Origin of the sequence: Streptomyces sp. NPDC001828 (assembly GCF_042892175.1) — a bacterium.
GTDB lineage: Bacteria > Actinomycetota > Actinomycetes > Streptomycetales > Streptomycetaceae > Streptomyces.
In genome coordinates this window covers 61,198-82,006 of record NZ_JBIATV010000018.1, presented here as the reverse complement: position 1 = coordinate 82,006, position 20,809 = coordinate 61,198, and the positions used below count along the sequence as shown (strand labels likewise).

The window sequence follows — 20,809 nt, the reverse complement described above, 5'->3', positions numbered from 1 at the left end:
GCCTCATGATAGTTCTAGGCACCACGCATCAAGGCCCCCGTTATGCCAGGACGGACAGCCAGGTCGATGCGCTCATCGACCACATCATAAACGACCTGCCCCAAGGGTCCACCACCCCGGACGGATATGCTGTAATGCCCGAGAAGGCAGTGGTCAGCATTGTCAAGGGCAAATATCCTGAGGAGACCGATGAGAGGTGGGCAAGAAACTTCCTCTACGTCACAGTGAACATCCGGAACGGATATGGGGCGCTGAGATGGTGGACGCCAGACACTCCCGACGGGGCCACCGAAGATCACATTTCCAGGTTCATCTGGACATCCGGAAATCCCAACCCTCCGTCATACGATCCCAGGCTGATCCTCGACCCAGGAACGCCTAGCTACTACCCTCCTGAGGCTGCTATCCCGGTGCCGCAAGTTCGCAGCGCCCTGGAAGAATTTTGCAGAGCCCGCACGGGAGAGCGCCCGGAATGTGTCCCATGGCTGCTGCTCGACCAAACCGTGTAACGCACTGAAGTATCGCTGGATAAGTGCCGTGAGCGCTTAGCAGTGAGGAGCTAAGTTCTTCAGGAGGATCGGCACCAACCCAAATATCGCGTGATGGCCCGTCAGTTTAACTGGCGGGCCGCCACATTTTCGCACTGCAGCTCCGACGGCTACAGCCCTAGAAGGAAAACCGTCCGGAGCATTGGCTATCTCCACGCATTCCGAAACCGAAGGTATGCCGCCGGGGCTGGCCAGCCCCCGTTACCTTTTTCATGGTTCCGCAATGGGGCCTCCGGCCTTCGGGTCCGCCATGACTCCCCCCTTGTTGTTCATGATCCGGTGGGGTGTCACCGGGCCCGGAGACATCGGCGGGCCGCTGATGAGGGGCTTGAGCACCGGCTTCACCCGAGCTGGAAGAGCTCTCCGTAACGTGGGTGTGGCAGCTCGGTGCCGAGGCAAGGCCGGACGAACAGCGTGATGGGGGGCCTGCACGTGCTCGACACCGGCGACATCGACGTCTTCCTCGGCCTGGACGTCGGCAAGGGCGAACACCACGCCACCGCCGTCACCCCGACCGGGAAGAAGGCCTTCGACAAGCGTCTGCCCAACACCGAACCCAAACTCCGCGAGCTCTTCGCGAAACTCCAGGCCAAGCACGGCATCGTACTCGTCGTGGTCGACCAGCCGCCCCAATCGGGCCCCTGCCGCTGGCGGTTGCGAGAGACATGGGCTGCCCCATCGCCTACCTGCCCGGCCTGACGATGCGCCGGATCGCCGACCTCTACCCGGGCGAGGCCAAGACGGATGCGCGGGACGCGTTCATGATCGCGGACGCGGCCCGGGCGATGCCGCACACGCTGCGGGCCATCGACGGCGAGGACGAGACGATCGCCGAGCTGGAGATGATCGTCGGCTTCGACGACGACCTGGCCGGCGAGGCCACCCGCGTCGCCAACCGGCTGCACGGCCTGCTGACCCAGATCCATCCCTCGCTGGAGCGCGTGTTGGGACCGCGGCTGCAACACCCGGCCGTCCTGGCCCTGCTGGAGCGGTTTGGCTCTCCGTCCCAGATCCGCAAGGCCGGACAACACCGTCTCGTCACCCTGTTACGCCGAAGGCGCCGAGGATGGCCGAGCGACTGGTCTGGGCGGAGAACCGTAAGCGCTGGATCGACGCCGTCAATGTGCGGGTCGGCGACGCCCTGCGCACCCCTATCGGCACCGCAGTACAGGTCGGCAACACCAGCCATTGGACCGGCCTTCAGCCTGCCTATGACCTTCACGGTCAACGACTTTCACACCTACTACGTCGGCACAGCCACCACCGCCGTCCTCGTCCACAACAGCAATGAAACCTGCCCTGTTTGGGTTAACAAAATCTATGACGGGATGCGCCCCTACACGAAGCTTGGCGACAAGACCCACGGAGCCTTGAGGGACGGCAGTGGCAAACGCATCGCAGGCCTGGAAGGTAAGTACGATGACGTGCTCAGCGGTGAGCACGATGACCTGTACTCGATGGCCAACGAATACCTCCACACGTCCTCAGACCCGCTTTACGCTCGGAAGCCGAAGGGCCTGAAATTTCCCCCTCCTCATCACATGCGAATACAAAATATGCCGCACTCATGCGACAGAAGAACATCAACGAGGTTACCGTAGTGATCAACAATAACAACGACGTCTGCAACAAAAAATATAATTGCGAGAACGCGGTGACGGCCATCCTGCCCAAGGGTTCTTCACTTAAGGTGTACTACCCGGGAGCGGAAAGCCACGTAACTCTGATAGGGGGACAGTAAATGATGCTCGTAGTCCACGTCTTCGGGGAATTCCATTACGCCGAGTCGGCAGAGGAATCAAACGACCTGATTGACCTTTTCTTGGCAGGGTTCCCTGCAGGCACCGCACGCGCACCCGGGTTCGAGCTGGAATGCGAGACTGCATCATTCGGGTTCATGGAAGGCGTGCCAACCGAAGACGCGTCCAGGAAGTGGCCGGACAACAACCTGGAAGTCACAGTCAATTTCCGCAATGGATACGGTGGGATTGTGTGGTATGTGGACACCAATCGCGCTCCTGAAATCAATGCAAAAACACAGAGCGACATGGCCGACTGGGCTTGGGTGTCGGACAACCCGAGTCCTGTAGGTTTCGATCCGGAAATCCTGATCGACGTTCACGTTCCCTACTATCATGACTCCCGCAATGCCCTTCCTTTGAGCAACGTTCGCGCGGCTTTGGAGGAGTTCTGTCACACCGCCTCTGGCACCAGGCCGGAATGTATCAATTGGGTTAAGGGGCAGCCATCCGGCGAGCGCGAGCAAGGATAGTTTCTGACAGAAGCACAATTCTCGGTGAGGTCGACCGGACCCCCTGTTGCCCCCTCCCCCTCGACGGGGGGAGGGGGCTCAGCCAGAGCCACGCCCGCGCCATTCACCGTGGCTTGGGTGCAGGCTTTGACGGCAGAGTCCCTGGCCAAGGTGTTCATGCGCGCGATCTCTATCGGCTCGTTCCCTGACTTCACTCGGAAGTGCGCGCGGCTACTGAGCACGGCACGGGCGGCCGCTTCTGCATCGCCCTTGTCGGTCTTGGTCCGTCAGCACCTGGCCGGACGCCCCGGTCCAGGGGCGGCCTCCATGACATCGATACCTTGCGACAGCAGGTACTGGGACAGGGCCGCGCCCGTAGCTGCCGGAGCCCTCCACTCCGGCACGCCGAACGGCACCTAACCGGGATGCCCACTGCACGAGTTGCCGGTAATCGGCCGCGGTGGCCGGGAAGCGCTCGACGGCCAGGGTCTTCCCTGTCATCACGATCACGGCGGCCACGTGAACATCTCGGTGGGTGTCAACCCCAAGAACCACCTCGTCCACATCCGGAGAACGATCCCGGGAAGGAACAGGTCTTGTCGGTTGTCCCAACGGAAAGCCTTGTTATCTGAGTTCGACGGAGTAGGTGCTGCCGTCGAAGTCCCAGCCGTCGGTGCCTTCGCCGATGTCCTCGACGATGACGTCGTCGATGAAGTGGTCCTCGAAGGCGTCGTCGGTGAGTTCGCCGGCCGTCCAGAGGTCCTCGATCGTCGTCCAGTGGCCGCGGCTTCCGTCGATCCGCAGGGGGGCCGCGTGTGGTGTTCCCCGGTTGCGGCGGTCGGTGCCGGTGGTGACGTAACCGCTGATCTCGTACTGCCCGTCCTCGACCTGACGCGGGATCGGGTCCGCGGGGACGACGGCGACGTTCTCGTAGGCGGTGTGGATGAGGTCGCGGTAGCCGCGGCGCACGTTGTACTCGGGATCGGACAGCCAGTTGATCAGGGTCTTGGCCGTCACCTCGAGCCCGGCATCCTCCAGGGCCTGGTAGCCGCGGTGGGTTCCGGTGAGCTGGCTGAGCTGGGCGTGCCAGTGCTGGGCGCTGTAGGAGGAGAGGCGGTGGCGTGGGGTGACGCGGGTGCGCAGGAGGTCGTTGAGGGCGGCGCCCAGGGACGGGCCGCGGCCGGTGGGGCCGGCCATCAGTCGTCACCTTCGGGGATCATCTGGCCGGGCTGGATGAACTTGGCCTTGACCTCGCCGAAGCCGGTCCCGATCCGGTAGGTGTCCGGTGCGGTGCCGGGGGGTGTCCAGAAGACGGCCGCGTCGACATTGCGCAGGGCGATGAGCCGGTGGCCTTCCTGGACTGCTTTGAAGGCGACGGTCCAGTGGCGTACGGAGGCCTCGGCGACCATGCTCATGCGCCAGTCCGGCCGCCAGAACGGGGACTTCTGCTCCTGGCGTTTGGGCCACAGCAGGCGCAGCGCGATCGACAGGCGGGTCTTGTAGGCCTTGTAGGGTTCGCCGCCCGTCTGGATGAGGTCGGTGCGGGCGGTGCGGGCCGCTTCGTAGAACGGTTTGAACAGGGACTCATTGGCCTTGCCGGTCCAGGAGTCATGGATGGGCGGCATCGCGGGAAGGTGGCCGTCGCGTACGAGCCGGGCCAGTTGCTTGATGTGCGGGGTGGTCACCCACACGCGGCCCGCGTCGTCGGGCCGGTCGATGATCCGGCCGAGCGGGTGCGGCATGTCCGTGCGGGACCATTGCGGGATGTCGATGAGGTAGATGCCGGCCCCGGCTCTGTCGAATTCCTCGAGGGGGCCGGTGTGCAGCAGTTTGTTCGGCGCCAGGGGAACGGCGGAACAGGCCGAGGGATAGCTGCCGTTGCGGTCGATCAGGCATAGCACACCGTCGCCGAACGTGTCCGGGACGTCGAGCTGGTCACGCCGCACGCGCTTGCCGTTCGGCCGGTCGTAGGGGACGCGCGTGCTGGTGACGTCGGGATGGACCCAGCGTGGTTCACCGTCCATGTGCTCACTGATCAAAGGCCACGGCCCGCCCTCCCGCTCTTCACCGCGGATCACCTTGATCGGGTGCATCTTCGAGCGGCCCACCGCGTCCTTGAGAAGCTTCAACGCGGGGAACGGGGCGCCTTCCGGCTCATCCTGCTCATCTCCCGGCTGAAGCTCCACCTCCACCTCAGCCTCCACCTCAGCCTCAGCCTCAGCGTCGGCTTCACGTTCAGGCTCTGCTCGCGTGTTACCGGACACTGCGGGCCCGCCGGTCTCGGCGTGCTGGGCAGATGCGGGCCGGCCGGCGGCCATGGCGTAGGCGTGCAGGGCCGCGGCAAGACGCTGTCCCTCGGCGGTGTCCGGCAGCCGCGGCGATGTGGCGGCCGCCTCGGCCAGGGGCGCTGCGAGTTCGTCGAGGGCCGCCCGGTCGCCACTGGCCAGCGTGCTGCGCAGCGCGGCCAGTTCATGAGTGAGGGAAGCCGGCAGCCCCTGTCGGGCGCCGGACGTGTAGGGAAGGGCCGCTTCGGCCAGCTCCCGCTCCACGGCGCTGCCGCTCCCCCGCGCGGGCTCCTCACCACCCGCGCCGGCCGCGCGAGTGGCTGCGGGGGTGTCGAGGAAGCGGGCGTGCAGCAGGTCGGGAGTGAGGCAGGCCGTGCCGATCACGCCGAAGTCGCGTTCAGCGATCGTCACCTGAACGATTGCGGGGTCGTCGGCGGGTGCGAGCGTCAGCAGGACATCGGCGTCCAGCAGCTTCAGCAGTGCGGGGTCGGCGCTGTCCACGATGGCGAGCACCGGGACCCGCAGGGCACGGGCGAGGCCGGCCAGTTGCTGGGAGGCGTTGGGGAGGCGGTCACCGGAGAGCGGAAGCCGGGCGTTGCGGGCGGCCTGGAGCCGGTCGACCACGACCAGGGCCAGGTCCTCGACGTAAGGGGCGGTCTCCGCGATGGCTTCGGCCGTCAGTTCGCTCCCGTCATCGATCATCAGCGGCGCGTGGGCCAGCTCCCTGGCCACCTGCTGCTCGTCCGGGGTGAGGCGGCCCTGCTTCAGCCGCAGGTAGTCGCCGCCGGTCTCGGCGGAGATGATCCGGCGCATGATGTCGGCCTGGTTCGGGCCCGACGCCGCATACAGGACACGGCGGTTGTCGACGAGCGCCGTCCGCCGCGCGGCCGCCAGCCCCAGAAGACTTCCGCCGACGTTCGGAGCGGCCGCCACCAGTGTCAGGCGCCCGGACTGCAGACCACCCGTGGCCGCATCAAGGCCCGACAGCCCGAACGTCGGGCCCGTCTCCGGCCCGGCCGCGAGGACAGCACCAATGGCATCGCCGAGCGAGGCGAGGCGACGCGGCACACCACCACCGCCACTACCGCCGCCCTGATCACTGCTCCTGGTCACCGCACCTCCTACGGGTACCGCACCACGAGGCACGGCAGTCTCGGACGACAGGACACCCGACGTGGCGTCAACGGGAAGCAGTACCGCGATAGGGGTACCGCTGCGCCTCAACACCTGCGGCCGTCCCTGAGCTGCCAGCGTGAGGAGTTCACCGAAGTCCCTCTGCGCCGCACTCAGCGCATGAGAGGGGAACGCATCCGCCTTCCGGGCCGCCGGAAGCCGGTCGAGCGGAGCCAGCACCACGCGCTCACCGTGCCTGTGGATCAGGGTGGTGAGCCCGTCCCTCTCAGCACGCCTCACCAGAGCGAACAGCTCCCTGCGCGCATCGGTCGCATTCACCACAGCCTCATCCTGTGACTGACCCACTCACCCTCCCCAAACGCTCAACTACCCGCCACGCTACCAACAGCCACTACTTCAGAGGGGACAACTCACTAACCCATCCTGCTGAAATCACTTAATCTCTTCAGCCGTTGGCGAGATCCCCGGGTCGAAATCCGCACCACAGTTCCACTGAGCAGCACCGACCACGAAAAGGCGGGAACCACACTCCGGCCCCTCCCCCCATGCCGCCTGCCGGCGCTCACGCATCCCCCGCAAGGCGGCATCAGCTGCCCGCTATCGACGCCTGCTCCCTGGGCGTCCCACGGTCCACAACGGACCCGACCCCCGCACGGGATGTGCTCACACTGCGGTAGAGCTTCCGAGCGAGGCCCCGAACCGCAACGGACGCCTGGACGAACTACCGGGGGGCATCGCCGTCAGTCGACCACCGGGCAGCCCTGCCCCCGTTCCGCCACACCCCACCGCGCGGGAAACAGACTCCGCGAGGGTCTCCCAACTCCTGGCCGCGCGCCGCACGGCTGAGGCACTGTCCCCGCTCACCGCACATGAGCGCGAGGTGCTGTCCACCATGGCCGAGGGCCACACCAACGCGGCGATCGCGGACATGCTCGGCATCTCCCGCCGGGCGGTGGAGAAACACACCGCCGCGATCTTCGACAAGCTGAGCCTGCCCCGCACCGACGCCCAGAACCGGCGCGTCCTCGCGGTCCTGCACTACCTCGACCGGCTCGGCTGAACAGCAACGCGGCACACGAGACAGCGCGCCACTACACCGCCGCACCGCCCTCTCGACGCCCTGCGGCAGCGCCTCACCGCGTACGCCCGCGAACACGAGGCGGAGGCCGCTGCTCTCCCCTGCATCACTCGGTACGCGGAACTCGGCCTCGCATTCCACCACGCCATCCGCAGGGCCGAACACGACCTGTTCGATGCCGCAACCGGGCCACGTGCAATGGGTGGTGGGGCCGCCCGACGAAGAAGTCTGTGAGCCGTTCCGAGTGACAACCAGCCTGTGTACATGAGCTCGTACCGGCCTTCACGGACGACCCTGCACACCGACATGTGCTGCCCGGCCACCCGGATGACGCTGGCCCCGTAGATCCGACGATCACCGTGCACCGAGCCGGCCGGCGGCACGTCACCCCCCTCGGCCAGGCCACCACCCCGACCGCGGCCTCATCGACGTTCTCAGGAGTGTCATTCACGGTCCACAACATCCTCGCGGCCATCGCCGACGACGAGGAACGGTTCACCACCATCCTCAATCCGTCTGAGGGCAAGCCCCGTTGGACGCCGGACGAGGCCAACCGGCGGATCGGACGACAGGTCGTCGAGCCCGTCACCCCGCAGGAGAAGGTCAGCGCGATCCACTCGCTCGCCAAGGACGACGAGGTCGCGGGACGTGTCACCGGCGACCTGCTGCGGCGGCCGGAGGTGGTCGCGCAGGTCAGGGACGAGGACAAGGTCCGGGTCGTGGAGGAACTGACCCGCGACGAACACGTCGCCTTCAAGGCCATGAGCGACGACACGGCCCGCCACCAGGTCAACCGGGCCCAGAACCCGACAACCCGCGCACCACAAGCAAGGAACCAAGCCCCGTCGTACTGGCGAGACGACCCGTTCCGACGCCTAATCCTGGGCGCGAAGCCGTCCCCGGATCTGGCATGCTGGCCCCGTGAACAACAAGCTCAGAAAGGACGATGCCGCGTAATCGGCCGTCCCAAGTCCGCGCCTCCGGACGTCACCCGAGGCGGCAGACGCATGAAACACCAACGCCTGGGTTGCCCCGTGGCTCCGGCAAGCTTGCCGGAGCGGTCTCCCGCCTCGAACACGACCGGCTCTGGCCTGGGGCGATAGCCCGGGCCTTGCAGCAGTGGTCACGAATAGCTCACCGCCCCAGGCGTGCTCTCTCTGGCGGTTGCGGTTGCCCTTTGTGCAACCCCTTCTACACAACCGACGAGCGGGAAGTGCTGGAAGCGGCCATGCACGCTCTTCCGCCACAGGCGGCCCGTGAACTGCGACGTCTGGTGAAACCGCTCGACGACCTCTACATCACCAAAACCTGGCCCGACCCCTTCGCCTCGCCCGACGACGGATGGTGGGCAAGACGCTGTTGGGGATAGACCTCCGTCGATCGCCGCCCCAGCACCGTTGCCTGCCCAGCGGAGACGTTAAACAACAAACTGAGGGCCTGGGCCGCTCGCGTGGCGGCTTCACCACCAAGGTCCACCTGAGCGCGGATGGCCGTTGTCGCCCGCTGTCGCTGCTGGTCACACCCGGACAGCGGGCGGACTGTACCCAGTTCGAGCCGGTCATGGAGAAGATCCGCGTGGGTACCGACACGGTCGCCGGTGCCCGGCACGTCCTTGGCGAGCCGGCCTGCGAGTGCGCTCACCGGGCGTCGACCGGGTGAGGACGCCGAGTGTGAGCAGAGCGAGCGCCGGCAGCACGGCGACGATGATTCCCATCGGCAAGGCGTCGGTGGCGCCACCCGCGCCGGCCAGCGGAGCAAGTGCCCCGCCGAACATGAACTGGCTGAAGCCGAGCAGAGCGGCGGCCGACCCGGCGTGCCCGCCGTGGTCGGCCAGGGCCTGGGCCGAGGCGTTCGGCATGACCAGGCCCACGCTGGAGACCAGGACGAACAGGCCGATCAGGAGCACGGGCAGGGATGCCCGTGTCAGCACCGCGCCCAGGACCGTGGTGCCACCGGCTGTCGCGCCCAGCAGACCGGCGAGCAGCAGCACGCGGGCGCCGGCCCGGGCCACCAGCCGGCCGCTGATCTGGGCGGCCGCGATGAGTCCGGCGGCGTTGACGGCGAACACGGCGCTGTACTGCTGCGGTGACAGGCCGTGGATTTCCTGCAGGACGAACGGCGAGCCGGAGATGTAGGTGAACATCGCCGCGAAGACCAGGCCGTTGGCCAGGACGTACCCGGTGAAGACCCGGTCGCTGAGCAGCTGCCCGACGACAGCCAGCAGCGGCTGGCGTGACGCGGAGGGCCGGGTCTTCGGCAGTCCTGCGGCGGCCGCGGCCAGCATCACGGCGCCGAGTACGGCCAGGGCGACGAAGATTCCAGGCCAGGCCGTGACGCGCAGTAGCTGGCCGCCGAGGACCGGTGCGAACACCGGCGCCAGGCCGGTGATCAAGGTCAGTGTGGAGAAGAGACGTGCGGTGCGGGTTCCGGAGGTGTGGTCGCGGACCATGGCGTTGGCGATGACGATGCCGAACGCCCCGCCGATGCCCTGGACCAGGCGTAGGCCGACGAAGGTCCGGACGTCGGGTGCCACCGCGCAGAGCGCGCTGGCGATCGTGTAGAGGGCGAGGCCCGCCAGCAACGGACGCCGCCGGCCGTAGGTGTCGCTCAGCGGCCCGGCGATCAGCTGACCGATGGCCAGCCCGGCCAGGCAGGCGGTGATGGTGAGCTGGGTGGCCGAGGCGCTGGCACGCAGGTCGCCGGCGAGGTCCGGCAGTCCGGGCAGGTAGCCGTCGATGGACAGTGGTCCCAGGGCCACGAGCGCTGCGAGCAGGACGATGAATCGGGTGTGCCGGCCGGCGGCGTCGTTGCTCATGGCTCAGTACGCCACGGTGATGCGGCGGCGGATCGCGGTGCCGCTCTCGATCGTGTCGGCCAGGGCGATCGCGTAGTCGGCGTACGAGATGCGGCTGTTGCCGTTGTCGTCGGTGAGCAGGGTGTCCCCGGCGCTGCGGTAGGCCCCGGTCCGCTCGCCCGCTCCGATGACCGCGGCGGGCGACACGTACGTCCAGTCGAGGTCGTGCACGCCGCGGTAGAGGTCGAGCGCTTCGGACTGGGCCTCGGCGTTGGCCTTCCACAGCGCGGGGAAGTCCGGGTCGTCCATGACCCGGGCGCCGGTCGGCGTGCGCAGGCTGCCGGCACCGCCGATGGTGACCAGGCGGGTGACACCGGCTCGGCGGAGTCCGTCGATCAGCGCACGGGCGGCACCGACGATCGTGGCGCGGTCGTTCTCCTGGCCGATCCGGGGGCCGACGGCCGACAGTACGGCGTCGTGGGAGGCGGCGAGGCCGGCGACCGCGGCGGCGTCTGTGACGTCACCGGTGGTCACGGTCAGGGCCTTGTGCCTGAGTCCGTCGACATGGCCGGCTCGGGTCACCGCGGTGACGGTGTGGCCGCGACGCAGGAGTTCCTCGGTGGTGGGCCGGCCGATGTTTCCGCTGGCACCGAACAGGACGATCTTCATGTGTTGCTCCTTGTTTCTGATGGTCACAGGACGGGCTGGCCGTCGGCGATGACGGCCGCGGTGATGCCGCGCTCGGCGGCGGCGTGCTGGAAGCGCTGCTCGATGTCGGGTTGTTCGGTGTAGAACGGCGGGTTGTGGAACAGGCCGTAGTGCATGGCGCAGACGGTGCCGGCGCCGAGTGCGACGGCGGCCTCGACGCCCTGCTCGGGGGTCATGGTCGCCGGGACGTTGGCCGCGTAGCCCTCGAAGTGGGCGATGACGCCGTTGACCGGGACGAACGCGACGTCGAACGGGCCGTGGTCGCGGGCGATCTGCCACCAGCTGCCGTGCCACTGGGTGTCGCCGCAGTGGATGACCCGCCGGCCGGCGCCTTCGACGACCCAGGCGACCTGGTCACAGTCGTTGCCGCGCCAGTCCAGCGAGGTCACCGGGGTGACGGTCAGCTCTCCGATGCGGCGTGACTGGCCCAGGTCCTGGGCGACGGGGGTGATGCCCGCCTCGTGCAGCGCCGCCGCGCTCGGGGTGTGACAGCCGATCGTGCCGGTGGCCGCGATCCGGGCGATCAGGTCGTGGTCGTAGTGGTCGGGGTGCAGGTGGGTGATGAGGGCGTGGGTGCCGGGCGGGGTGTCGACCGGGTCGACCGGCCGGTGCGGCGGCCCCATCACCGGCGCCAGCGGAGCGACGTTCTCGAGCGGGTCGATCAGCAGGCGGGTGTCGTCGAGACGGATCTCGACGCCGGCCCAGGCCAGCCGACGCACGGAAAGGGTGGTGGTCATGGGCAGCGACGCTAGACCGACGTTGTTGAGAAAGTCAACAAGAGAGTTTTGAATCTCAACACCACGATGTAGGGTGGTGGCATGCGCACCTACGGGCAGTACTGCGGCATCGCGAAATCACTGGACACCATCGGCGACCGATGGACCCTGCTGATCGTCCGTGAACTGCTCGCCCTGGGTCCTTGCCGGCACACCGACCTGCGCAACGGGCTGCCCGGGATCGCCAGCAACCTGCTGGTCGACCGGCTCCGCGAACTCGAGGAAGCCGGCCTGATCCACCGCGAGGCCGCCCCGCCGCCGGTGGCCACCACCCTGTTCTCCCTCACCGAGCGTGGCCGCGAGCTGGAGCCGGTGCTGCGCGAACTGAGCCGATGGGGAATTCCGCTGTTGCGTGAGCCGGCCAGCAGCGACACCTTCCGCACCCACTGGCTGGACATGCCCGCCCGGGCACTGACCGACCACCGCCCCGACCAGCCGGCAATCGTCCTGCAACTGCACGCCGACGGCAACGAAGACCTGGTCATCGAAGTCAAGGACGGCTCGGTGCACACCCACGCCGGCCGGGTCGACCACCCCACCGCGTCACTGACCGGACCGCCGCACCTGCTCGCCGCGACCCTGCTCGGCGACCTCGATCTGAGCGCCGCAGTACAGCAAGGCCTGCGGCTCAGCGGCGAACACGAGGCAGTACTGCGCATCCTGCCCCGCTGATCCGGGTGTGAGTAGTTGCCGTACAGAAAGTGCCGCTGAGATTGATCCTGCTCGTGCTGGGCTACTTCGCGGGGCTTCGAGCTGGCGGGGGCCGGCGCCCGCGCGCAGTTCGCGTAGGCCGGGGATGTGGGGTCCATCCCCGCGTGCGGGGACCTTAGGGCCTGTCTAGGCGGATCTTGCGACCGTCCGACGGTTGGTCGTGGGCGGGAGATCTGAGGAACGACGAGTGGATGCGGCTTGAGCCGCATCTGCCGAAGTCCGGTGCCCGGGGGCCGACGATGGTGCGACCACCGTTGGGTTCTGTCAGCGAGCTTCCAGAACTTCGGCCCTCTGCGTGAGCCCCGCCGCGATGTCGTCCCAGTCCGGGCCATGCAGCCACAGGCTCTCTGCCGCCTCCCGCAAGAGAGCCGGCTCGTCCGGCCTCTGCAGCAGCACGAGCCGATAGGCGAGATTGCGAATCCACACCGGAAGCCGGCCGTCGACGACGTGCGGGCAGAGCTCCCGCAGCATCGACAAGATCGCGTCCGCGTCAGCGAACATCAGTTCCTCGACGAAGCGGTGCTCGCGATGCTCCTGACTGCACGCCGGTGTCAGACGGTACTCATCTCCGTAAAGACACCGGGCGTGCTCGGTCAGTGTGCTGTGCATGCGCCGAAGCCTAAGAGGGCATCTGATCAGCGTTCAGGCCGTTTTGACCGATTCACCGGATTCGATTCGCCAGCTTGGGGTGGATTCTCCCGTGAGCTCGCGGCTCATTTTGTTAGCCATCGCCTAGTGGATCATCGCTCGGGACCGTTAAGGCAGAGTTTCGTAGTCCCGCGCCAGGCGCCGATGCTGCATCAGCCACCCGAAGGTCCGCTCGATCACCCACCTCTTCGGCAGCGGCTGGAAGCCTTTGGATGTCGGCCGTTTGACGACCTCGACGTCGATGCCCAGGCCGGCACCATGCTGGAACACGGCCGTCTGGTAGCCGCCGTCGGCCCAGATCTTCGTCACGCCGGGATGCGTGACCGCCAGCTCGTCGAGCAGTCGCCTCCCGCCAGTGGAGTCGTGGACCGAGGCGGCCGTCACGATCACGGCGAGGACGAGGCCAGGGTGTCAGTGATCAGGTGGCGCTTGCGCCCTTTGATCTTCCTGCCCGCGTCGATGCCCTGGCTGGTCTCGGCCACGTTTGCCGAGGTCTTCACACTCTGGGCATCCACCACTGCTGCCGACGGTTCCGCGACATGACCGTGGGCACGGCGCGTCTTGTCCCGCAGCAGGTCATGGACCCGCCCGGTGGCGCCGTCCGCCTCCCACTTCGCGTAGTAGTCGTAGACGGTCTTGTGCGGCGGGAAGTCGTGGGGCAGGTACTCCCACGGAATGCCGGTTCGATTGACATAGAGAATCGCGTTCACGATCTCCCGCAGGTCATGCACCCGCCCCGCCACACCGGGCCCCCTCCGCCCGGACCGCCACTCCGTGAACACCGGCTCGATCAAAGCCCACCGGACATCGGACACAGCACTGCGATACGAGCGACGAGTGCTCACCCACTACGCAACAACCGACTATCACCCGCAGTCACAAGAACATCCCAAATCACCAACTAGCTAGATCAGATGCCCTCTTACCCCAGAACAGGCCGCGGAGGACCTCGGTTATGCGCCGGCCATGCACAAGGCGGTGTGGAACCGCGGGCCCGCACGGTGCAGCCCTACCTCCAGGACGTCGCCGATGCTCTCGCCGGTCTGGGGCTCGCGCAGGAGCAGCGGCAGGTTCGGTGCCTGGGCGAGGAGCACCTGGCTACCGCCGTCCAGCTGACGGTCGGCGGGGAGGCGCCGGCGCTGGTGTGGGATGAGCGATTTGACTGGCGTACGGCGGTGAGCCGACGCCACCCGATCGGCAAGGCGGACGCCAAGGCGGCGCCCGAGGGCGATGGCATCCGTTACCTCGGCGCGAGCCGTCGGCCGGAGGCGGCCGAGCTCGTGGCAGGCCTCGCCGATCGGCGCCTGGGAGCCAAGAAGCCTCACACGGTGTGAGCCGGACGCGGCAGCACACCACGGCGGTGATAGCGGCCCGGGGGCGAGCGAGACGATGCCGGGCGACCTGAGAAGTTGCGGCCCAGATCGCCCGGGGCCCCGGCGGGACGGCAGCTCCGGAACCGGGAACCCCGTCGAGGACGACCGTTCGGCGGTTCAGCTGAGACTCTCAAGTCGTGTTGGAGCCTGTCAGCCGTGCAGCTGCTCGCAGTTGGTCGTCCAGGTGCTGCTTGAACGCGGCAAGCTGAGCCATGTGGGTCTGGATGTACTGATGGCCGTAGGCGATCTCGACGGCTACGGCGACTCCGACCAGGTTGGTGGACAGTTTGCACTCCACATCGGCTGTGGCAGTGGCGATTTCCTCTGATGTGTGAGGGGTCTGTCCGGGCGACGCCTGAGCGGCAGGCTCTTTCCATGTAGGACTGCTGTAGGCCGCCCAGGGGTTCGGGTATGTGAACCCTTTGCCTTTCATGCAGGTCGCCCATCGGGCAGTGACCGCCTTTATGTGCGGATCATCCGGCGGGACCTTGGGACCTCCCCCCGGAAGCGCGTTGACGAGAGGTGGCGGAGGGTCTCCTCCGATCGCGTCGATGCCTTGCTGGCGGCACCCGCCGGCGGGGACCTTCTTGCCCTTGAACGTGGCCACAGTGGATCCTGTGGTGCTCTGGCCACGGAGCACACCCATTTCCGCGTCGGTGTAGGGCGCTTCGCCCGAAGTGCCGGCCGGGCTGTCGAGCCGTGTGTCGTATCCCTTGCTGCGGGCCGTGGAAAGGTCGAAGAAGCCGTACAGGGCCGTGCGTATTTTGTTCTGCCGGGCGAAGTCCGCGAACCCTTCCATGATCGGCGGGTGGTACGGCAGTCCGTAGTTGCGCATACAGCGCGCGGACACCACGTCAGTGGCCTTCTGCAAGGCCAGGATCTGAGTCGAGGTGGGTATGTAGGCGTCAGTCGGCAAACTGATGGCGTCGACCGAGGTGATCTCCGGAATCGGCCCCAAGGCCGGTGCGGGGGGCCGGGCTGCCTGGCTTGAGCACCCGGCAGTCAGCAGCAGCGCTAGCAGCCCTACAACGGCTTGACCCGCGCTTCTCATCTTGGCTCCTCAGCAGGTCCTTCGCGGGTACGTCGTGGACACCGCTGCCGACGGCCCCCCGAGGCTCCCGCCGGCAGCGAGCGATCCGCTACGGGACGTACAGGATGTGAACGCCGAACACGGTCCCCGTGTACCCGTAGTGCTGTATGTAGTCATCCGTCATGCCCGGACTCAAGGAGCGACTGTAGTTATGCCCGTTCACGGTGATGTCGGTGATGCTGCCGCTGTTCCCCGAGGTCGTCTTGTAGACCTCGGAGATGTTTGCCCAGCCGTCACCGACGCCGGCGTAGCAGTAGTCGTGGGTGTGGCTCCACTCGTGCAGAGTGTTGTTGTTGCAGCCGACGTTGGTGATGGCGCTTGCCGGGGTGGCCGCCGCGAAACCTGCGAGTGCTATGGCTCCGGCGAAAGCGCTGGCGGCAAACTTTCTACGCAAGTTCAAGATACTTCTCCCTCTGAATCCTGCAGGAACGTCCCGCCGTTCGGTGGGCTTTGGATGGGGACGCTAGGGCTGCGGGTCCGCCAGTCGTCCTAGGAGCGTCCTAGAATCGTCCTATTGCGAGGTCAGCGGCGGGCGCCAGCTCAACGTCACCCGGGTTGCAGCCACATCCGCCGGACAGGCCTTACTGGGCGTTTGGTCGTGTTTCACGGCAACTTGTGGTGGTAGTGCGTTCCCGCTGCCCTGGTTCTGGAGCGAGGGGTGGGGTGTCCGATTTCCCTGCGGCGGGGGAGGTATGTCTCGCCCGTACTGCTCCCGTCTTGCTCCAACACGCCCCAGGCCAGGGTTTTTTGACCACTCGCCAGAGCGGCCCTCGCGCAGTACATCTGAAGCATGACCCGGCGCGACGGCTACCCCAGCGACCTCTCCGACGCCTACTGGGCGCTGATCGAGCCGGTCCTGGCGCCCTGGGGGACCGAGCGCCGCCAGGCCGCCCTGAACATCGGCCGCCCGCCCGAGCACGACCTCCGCCAGATCATGAACGCCATCCTCTACGTGGACCGCACCGGGATCCCGGTATCTGCCCCACGACTTCCCGCCCCACCAAACGGTCTACGGCTACTTCGCTCGCTGGCAGCAGGACGTCGTGTTCGACCAGCTCACCGGGCTGCTGCGAACACTCGTCCGCCATAACGAGGGCCGCCGAGGCGAACCATCCGTCTGCGTCCTGGACTCACAGACAATCAAGACCTCCGCCAACGTGCATCTGACGGACCAGGGCACCGACGCCGGCAAACGAATCGTCGGCCGCAAACGTCACCTCGGATGCGACACCCTGGGCCTCCTGCTGACCGTACTGGTCACAGCCGCCAGCCTCTCCGACACCGCGGCAGGTGTCACGCTGCTGACTCGCATCGCCGCCGCCCACCCGCACATCACCAAAGCCTAGGTGGACGCCGGATACCACACCAGCGCCATCGAGCACGGCGCCCGCCTCGGCATCGACGTCCATCCCGTCCAACGGCCACCAGGCGTCAAAGGCTTCACGATCGTCCCGAGACGCTGGACCATCGAACGCAGCATCGGCTGGCTCATGCACCACCGGCGTCTCGCCCGCGACTACGAAACCCACTCCCACCGATCCGAAGCCATGACCCAGCTCGCGACGATCGACCTGTGGGCCTGCTTGTCGAAGGCCGGGGGGGGCGTCCGCCGCGGCTGCCGCGGCGGAGCCGGTTGTGGATCTGGTCGGCCCGTTCCGGGATGGTGTGGCCGACGCCCCGCCGCCTGAGCCGGGCCCGGATGGCCTTGGAGCTGGACCCCTTGTCGCCCAGCACGTGGTCAGGTCGCTTCCGTGGCCGCCCCGGGCCGAGCCGGAGCACCCGTATCGCGTCCATCACGCCCGCGAACTGGGTGCAGCCGTTGGTGTTCCCGCCAGTGACGGTGAAGCCGAGCGGACGCCCCACTGCATCGCACACCAGGTGGATTTTGCTGGTCAGGCCACCTCTGGAGGGTCCGACGGCGAGGCCACGGAGCCCTCGTTTTTCGTGCGCCGGCGCCATGCTGGTGGGCGCGGACGACGGTGGAGTCGACCGACACGAGCCAGTCAATGTCCCCCGCGGCGTCCGCCCGGGCCTGGGCGGCTCGGAGCATCCGCTCGAACGTACCGTCCAGCGCCCACCGGCGGAACCGGGTGTGCAATGTGGCCCACGGGGTTGCCCGAACGGTGCCGTGTCGAACTTCCCAGCCACGCCACTCGCACCACCGCTGGCTGCGGTTGAGCAGCACCTCGCGAGCGGCCTCGGCGAGGAGTTCCCAGTAGTCAACGCACACGGGGTGGACATCCCCGATCTCGATGAGAGCGCCGAGCACGATCTTCCACTCCTGGCGCACGATGTCCTCGCGCACATCCCCGACCGTCTGTCCGTTCTCTGCCGCTGCGTCCTCCGGCAGTAGATCGAGGGCCTGCCGAAGGAGTGTGAACGCGTCATCCGTGTGCCGCATTCTCCCGGTCGCCGGAAGTCCGTTGAAGGACGACCACGCCGGCCGGAGCTGGCGGCGCGACAAGGCGGACGAAGCGCGCAGCCTGAGGGCGCAGGGATTCGTCGTGTCCACCGACCCGAAGCAGATGGAGGCGGTCCGCGATCAGGTCGATGTCGTCATCGACACCATCTCCGCGCCGCACGACCTGGCTCCGTACCTGCGTGTGGTCAACATGGACGGGACGCTCAGCCACCTCGGCCACCTCGGGCCGGTCACCGTGGAAACCATGGACTTGCTCATCGGCCGCAAGAAGCTCAGCTCCGCCGGCAGCGGCGGCCGTCCGTCCACCGTCGACATGCTGCACTTCTGTGCTGAACACGGCATCACGGCCGACATCGAGTTGCTGCCGTCATCCCAAGTGAACTCTCGACCGCCTCAAGAACAACTACGTCCGCTACCGCTTCGTACTCGACATGTCCGACCTGGACTGACCGAGTACTGGCGGAACCGCCGCCGCAGGAAAGCGCCACCGCCGGGCAGCGGGCCAGGACCTCCTTGAGCCCGGCCGTCTGCGATGAGGCCCAGCAATTCGTTCGTCTCGATGATCAGCGCGACCGCGACCGACAGCGCGGTGAGCCCGCCGGGACCCGGTGGGCCGGGCGCTGTCGTCAAAGTCCATGGGACCGGGTGTCAGGGCGCGGGCGCGAAGAGCTCCAGGGCGATGTTGTCCGGGTCCCGGAACTCCAGGATGAAGCCGACTCCGATGTCCTTGATGCCCTCGTGCCGTACACCCTCTTCATCGAGCACCCGCACCGCCGACTCCAGCTCCTCACGGCCGCCGACCGCGAAGCTGAGATGGTCGAGGCCGGTGCGGTCCTCGTCGAAACGGTCCCTGGCAACCGGGCGCAGCCCGAACAGGGAGTCCCCGAGCTGGTAGAGGACTCCCCCGTAGAGGAAGGAAAGATCCTGGCGCGTCTTCTCATCGGCGTCGGGCGGCAGTTGAACAGCCACCGGCAGCCCGAGGACCTTGTCGTAGAACGCGCGGGAGCGGTCGATGTCTGTCACCGTGAGGCGGACGTGGGCGTAGCCGCGGGGTTTGATGGTCATGGCTCATGCTCCGTCACGCCGCCCGCTCGGCGGGGAAACGCCGCGCCGAACCGCGCTGGAGATGTTCATCCCAAAGATGCGCAGCTGTGTCACCCCAGAGTCACCCGGCGAAAGCGCGTGAGGGCGAGCAGCATGAAGGCCCCGGTTATCAGACATGCGCAGGCGAGAGCGTAGGGCAGAGCGTGGACGACGGGCCACGCGGCGCTCGTTGGGACGCCGCTCGGCGCGGCGTTCCCGAAGAGATCGCGCACGGCGGTCGCCGTGGCTGAGATCGGATTCCACTCCGCCACCGTCCGCAGTGGCCCCGGCATGGTGTGCGTTGATACGAACGCCGATGACACGAACGTCACAGGGAAGAGCCACAGCAGGCCGGCGCTCTGTGCCACCTCGACGCTCCGGGCCATCAGCCCTATGGTCGCGCCGACCCATGACATGGCGAAGGCGAACAGGAGGATCAGGAGGTAGGCGAGCATCGCATCGCCCGCGGAGGCATCGATGCGCCATCCCACCAGCAGACCGCACAGCGATGTGATCACCAGGGTCACCGTGCTCATCAGCAGGTCGGACATCGTGCGGCCGAGCAGCACGGCCATCCGTGGCATGGGCAGTGATCTGAAGCGGTCGACGATGCCCTTGTCCATGTCGTTGGCCAGGCCCAGGGCGGTGAAAGCCGAGTTGAAGGTGACGGCCTGGGCGAAGATCCCGCCCATGAGGAAGGTCCGGTAGCCCGCCCCGCCAAGGCTGCCCCCGAAGACGTAGGCCAGCAGGAGTACGAACATCACGGGCTGTACCAGCGCGGTGATCACCGAGCCGGGGGTGCGGCGCAGGTTCAGCAGGTTGCGCCAGGCGACGATGGATGCGTCGCGGGCCAGTCTCCGCATCATCATCGACGCGCCTCCGTTGCCGTCGCGCCGACGCTCTGCTCGGCGGTGGCCGATCCCCGGGCCGGTTCCGGCTGACCGGTCAGCGACAGGAACACGTCGTCGAGGGTGGGGGGCGCGAGGGCCACGTCCCGTACGGTCACGTTCGCCAGCCGCAGGCATCCCAGGGCGTATTCGAGGCTTTGCGCGCCGTGTTCGGTAGCGACGGTGAAGCGCCCCGTGCGGGCGTCCAGGGCCGGCGTGTGCGGGCTCATGCCGGCCAGGATGTCGGCTGCGACGGCTCGCGCGCGCGGGTCGGCGATGGTGAGCGAGAGCCGCTCCCCGCCGACTCGGTCCTTTAGTTCGGCGGCCGAACCGCGGGCGACGACCCTTCCGTGTTCGATGACGACGATGGTGTCGGCCAGCTGATCGGCCTCCTCCAGGTACTGCGTGGTGAGCAGGACCGTCGTACCGCCGTCGACGAGTTCCTGGATGGAGGCCCAGGTGTCGGCCCGGCTGCGCGGGTCCAGCCCGGTGGTCGGCTCGTCCAGCACCACGACGGGCGGGCGGGCCACGAGCGCACCCGCCAGGTCGAGGCGCCGGCGCATTCCACCGGAGTACGTGCCGCTGGGCCGGTCGGCGGCGGCTTCCAGCCGAAAGCTTTCGAGCAGCTGGCCGGCCCGGCGTCGGGCTGCGTGCCGCCCCATCCCGTACAGGCGGGCGACGAGGTAGAGGTTCTCCCGGCCGGTCAGCTTCTCGTCCACTGCCGCGAACTGGCCTGAGAGGCCGAGGTTGCGCCGCACGCCCTCGGGATCATCACTTACGTCGTGCCCCGCCACCCGTGCCCGCCCGCCGTCCGCGCGGAGCAGCGTGGACAGCACACGCACCATGGTGGTCTTGCCGGCTCCGTTGGGGCCGAGCATCCCGAGTACGGTCCCGGGTGCCGCCTCCAGGTCCACACCGGCCAGGGCCCGTTTGTCGCCGAAGCTCTTGGTGATTGCTTCGGCGCTGATCGCCACGTTGCTCTGCCGCTCCGTCATCGCTGCCTTTCGTCGCGTTGCTGGTG

At 67.4% G+C, this 20,809-nt stretch carries 19 protein-coding genes and 6 pseudogenes; 11 read left to right on the top strand and 14 right to left on the bottom strand.

Annotated features, from left to right (window positions below):
- Nucleotides 1–5 precede the first annotated feature (5 nt).
- The 4 genes and pseudogenes from ACFYZA_RS36680 to ACFYZA_RS36665 all read left to right on the top strand — a co-directional run bounded on the left by ACFYZA_RS36680 (nt 6) and on the right by ACFYZA_RS36665 (nt 2,820).
- Complete coding sequence (locus ACFYZA_RS36680; RefSeq protein ID WP_388494720.1) at nt 6–509, top strand: Imm1 family immunity protein; 504 nt, start codon at nt 6–8, stop codon at nt 507–509.
- A gap of 456 nt (nt 510–965) precedes the next feature.
- Nucleotides 966–1,632 (top strand): annotated as a pseudogene (locus ACFYZA_RS36675) (IS110 family transposase); the annotation flags it as partial.
- Between the two features lie 483 nt (nt 1,633–2,115).
- Nucleotides 2,116–2,289 (top strand): DddA-like double-stranded DNA deaminase toxin, encoded by a 174-nt coding sequence (locus ACFYZA_RS36670; protein WP_388494719.1) that lies wholly within the window; start codon nt 2,116–2,118, stop codon nt 2,287–2,289.
- Nucleotides 2,290–2,820 carry an Imm1 family immunity protein gene (locus ACFYZA_RS36665; RefSeq protein WP_388494718.1) on the top strand — a complete coding sequence of 177 codons (531 nt, stop codon included), beginning with the start codon at nt 2,290–2,292 and terminating at the stop codon, nt 2,818–2,820.
- Between the two features lie 210 nt (nt 2,821–3,030).
- On the opposite strand, the gene ACFYZA_RS36660 is transcribed toward ACFYZA_RS36665, so the two are convergent.
- The 3 genes from ACFYZA_RS36660 to ACFYZA_RS36650 form a co-directional block, all read right to left on the bottom strand.
- Nucleotides 3,031–3,354, bottom strand: a complete 324-nt coding sequence (locus ACFYZA_RS36660; RefSeq protein ID WP_388494781.1) for a transposase — start codon at nt 3,352–3,354, stop codon at nt 3,031–3,033.
- A gap of 69 nt (nt 3,355–3,423) precedes the next feature.
- Nucleotides 3,424–3,996, bottom strand: a complete 573-nt coding sequence (locus ACFYZA_RS36655) for a hypothetical protein (protein WP_388494717.1) — start codon at nt 3,994–3,996, stop codon at nt 3,424–3,426.
- The gene (locus tag ACFYZA_RS36650; RefSeq protein WP_388494716.1) at nt 3,996–6,197 is read right to left on the bottom strand and encodes a DnaB-like helicase C-terminal domain-containing protein; all 2,202 of its coding nucleotides are present in this window, start codon (nt 6,195–6,197) and stop codon (nt 3,996–3,998) included. The genes ACFYZA_RS36655 and ACFYZA_RS36650 overlap by 1 nt, the downstream gene beginning before the upstream one ends.
- A gap of 589 nt (nt 6,198–6,786) precedes the next feature.
- Between ACFYZA_RS36650 and ACFYZA_RS36645 the strand changes: the two genes are divergently transcribed.
- From ACFYZA_RS36645 to ACFYZA_RS36635, 3 genes and pseudogenes are all read left to right on the top strand, one after another.
- Nucleotides 6,787–7,278, top strand: coding sequence for a LuxR C-terminal-related transcriptional regulator (locus ACFYZA_RS36645; RefSeq protein ID WP_388494780.1), 492 nt, complete (start codon nt 6,787–6,789; stop codon nt 7,276–7,278).
- A 458-nt stretch (nt 7,279–7,736) separates the two neighbouring features.
- The gene (locus tag ACFYZA_RS36640; RefSeq protein ID WP_388494715.1) at nt 7,737–8,399 is read left to right on the top strand and encodes a DUF6192 family protein; all 663 of its coding nucleotides are present in this window, start codon (nt 7,737–7,739) and stop codon (nt 8,397–8,399) included.
- Nucleotides 8,400–8,733: 334 nt separating this feature from the next.
- Nucleotides 8,734–8,874 (top strand): annotated as a pseudogene (locus tag ACFYZA_RS36635) (IS5/IS1182 family transposase); the annotation flags it as partial.
- Here the strand turns inward: ACFYZA_RS36635 and ACFYZA_RS36630 are convergent.
- From ACFYZA_RS36630 to ACFYZA_RS36620, 3 genes are read right to left on the bottom strand one after another with little or no spacing between them, the layout of a single operon-like run.
- Nucleotides 8,855–10,111 (bottom strand): multidrug effflux MFS transporter, encoded by a 1,257-nt coding sequence (locus ACFYZA_RS36630; RefSeq protein ID WP_388494714.1) that lies wholly within the window; start codon nt 10,109–10,111, stop codon nt 8,855–8,857. The pseudogene ACFYZA_RS36635 and the gene ACFYZA_RS36630 overlap by 20 nt on opposite strands.
- A 3-nt stretch (nt 10,112–10,114) precedes the next feature.
- On the bottom strand, nt 10,115–10,759 hold the full coding sequence (locus ACFYZA_RS36625) for an NAD(P)-dependent oxidoreductase (protein ID WP_385021792.1): 645 nt from the start codon (nt 10,757–10,759) through the stop codon (nt 10,115–10,117).
- Between the two features lie 23 nt (nt 10,760–10,782).
- Nucleotides 10,783–11,535, bottom strand: coding sequence for an MBL fold metallo-hydrolase (locus tag ACFYZA_RS36620; protein WP_388494713.1), 753 nt, complete (start codon nt 11,533–11,535; stop codon nt 10,783–10,785).
- A gap of 81 nt (nt 11,536–11,616) precedes the next feature.
- Between ACFYZA_RS36620 and ACFYZA_RS36615 the strand changes: the two genes are divergently transcribed.
- On the top strand, nt 11,617–12,246 hold the full coding sequence (locus tag ACFYZA_RS36615; protein WP_363029658.1) for a helix-turn-helix domain-containing protein: 630 nt from the start codon (nt 11,617–11,619) through the stop codon (nt 12,244–12,246).
- Between the two features lie 303 nt (nt 12,247–12,549).
- Here ACFYZA_RS36615 and ACFYZA_RS36610 read toward each other — a convergent pair whose 3' ends face one another.
- Nucleotides 12,550–12,894 carry a hypothetical protein gene (locus ACFYZA_RS36610; protein WP_388494712.1) on the bottom strand — a complete coding sequence of 115 codons (345 nt, stop codon included), beginning with the start codon at nt 12,892–12,894 and terminating at the stop codon, nt 12,550–12,552.
- A gap of 123 nt (nt 12,895–13,017) precedes the next feature.
- Nucleotides 13,018–13,778 (bottom strand): annotated as a pseudogene (locus ACFYZA_RS36605) (IS5 family transposase).
- Nucleotides 13,779–13,913: 135 nt separating this feature from the next.
- Between ACFYZA_RS36605 and ACFYZA_RS36600 the strand changes: the two are divergent.
- Entirely contained in the window at nt 13,914–14,267 is a 354-nt protein-coding gene (locus tag ACFYZA_RS36600) for a hypothetical protein (protein WP_388494711.1), read from the top strand.
- 169 nt (nt 14,268–14,436) lie between these two features.
- Here the strand turns inward: ACFYZA_RS36600 and ACFYZA_RS36595 are convergent, their stop codons facing one another.
- Together ACFYZA_RS36595 and ACFYZA_RS36590 are read right to left on the bottom strand one after the other, a co-directional pair.
- Nucleotides 14,437–15,264: a hypothetical protein gene (locus ACFYZA_RS36595; protein WP_388494710.1), complete on the bottom strand. Its 828-nt coding sequence runs from the start codon at nt 15,262–15,264 to the stop codon at nt 14,437–14,439.
- Nucleotides 15,265–15,445: 181 nt separating this feature from the next.
- Nucleotides 15,446–15,790 (bottom strand): hypothetical protein, encoded by a 345-nt coding sequence (locus tag ACFYZA_RS36590; RefSeq protein WP_388494709.1) that lies wholly within the window; start codon nt 15,788–15,790, stop codon nt 15,446–15,448.
- Between the two features lie 396 nt (nt 15,791–16,186).
- Here ACFYZA_RS36590 and ACFYZA_RS36585 point away from each other — a divergent pair.
- Nucleotides 16,187–17,084 (top strand): annotated as a pseudogene (locus ACFYZA_RS36585) (IS5 family transposase).
- On the opposite strand, the pseudogene ACFYZA_RS36580 reads toward ACFYZA_RS36585, so the two are convergent.
- A pseudogene (locus ACFYZA_RS36580) lies at nt 17,014–17,548 on the bottom strand (IS5 family transposase); the annotation flags it as partial. The pseudogenes ACFYZA_RS36585 and ACFYZA_RS36580 overlap by 71 nt on opposite strands.
- Before the next feature lie 307 nt (nt 17,549–17,855).
- Between ACFYZA_RS36580 and ACFYZA_RS36575 the strand changes: the two are divergent.
- A pseudogene (locus tag ACFYZA_RS36575) lies at nt 17,856–18,267 on the top strand (NAD(P)-dependent alcohol dehydrogenase); the annotation flags it as partial.
- 199 nt (nt 18,268–18,466) lie between these two features.
- On the opposite strand, the gene ACFYZA_RS36570 reads toward ACFYZA_RS36575, so the two are convergent.
- The 3 genes from ACFYZA_RS36570 to ACFYZA_RS36560 form a co-directional block, all read right to left on the bottom strand.
- Nucleotides 18,467–18,883, bottom strand: a complete 417-nt coding sequence (locus ACFYZA_RS36570) for a VOC family protein (protein WP_388494708.1) — start codon at nt 18,881–18,883, stop codon at nt 18,467–18,469.
- 89 nt (nt 18,884–18,972) lie between these two features.
- Entirely contained in the window at nt 18,973–19,770 is a 798-nt protein-coding gene (locus ACFYZA_RS36565; RefSeq protein WP_388494707.1) for an ABC transporter permease, read from the bottom strand.
- Entirely contained in the window at nt 19,767–20,783 is a 1,017-nt protein-coding gene (locus tag ACFYZA_RS36560) for an ATP-binding cassette domain-containing protein (RefSeq protein ID WP_388494706.1), read from the bottom strand. Before ACFYZA_RS36560 ends, ACFYZA_RS36565 begins: the two co-directional genes overlap by 4 nt.
- Nucleotides 20,784–20,809: the final 26 nt, after the last annotated feature.